Origin of the sequence: Alkalicoccobacillus porphyridii, assembly GCF_007293315.1 — a bacterium.
In the GTDB taxonomy this organism is placed as follows: Bacteria; Bacillota; Bacilli; order Bacillales; family Bacillaceae_D; genus Alkalicoccobacillus; species Alkalicoccobacillus porphyridii.
On sequence record NZ_VLXZ01000123.1, the window covers coordinates 1 to 315 of the forward strand.

Annotated in this window: 1 protein-coding gene; it reads right to left on the bottom strand. The window is 47.0% G+C overall.

The genetic code is table 11. The features are described from left to right. Positions 1 to 315: nucleoside/nucleotide kinase family protein (locus FN960_RS23770; protein ID WP_498034105.1), on the bottom strand; the 315-nt coding region annotated here is incomplete at both ends.

The following is a 315-nucleotide window of genomic DNA, read 5'->3' on the forward strand; positions in this document are numbered from 1 at the left end:
TTTAACCCTTCAAGAATTAAAATATCAGGCTGAACAACCGTTTTATCTCCATCCGGGATCACATCATAAATAAGATGCGAGTAAACAGGGGCTGTAACGTTTGGCACGCCGGATTTGAGATCGGAAACAAACTTCACCAGGCGATGCATATCATACGATTCCGGGAAGCCTTTCTTCTTCATCAGACCACGTTCTTTCAGAACCTGATTAGGGTGAAGGAAGCCATCTGTAGTGATCAGTTCAACACGACGATGTTCCGGCCAACGGCTTAATAGCGCCTGCAATACACGGGCGGTTGTACTTTTCCCCACCGCG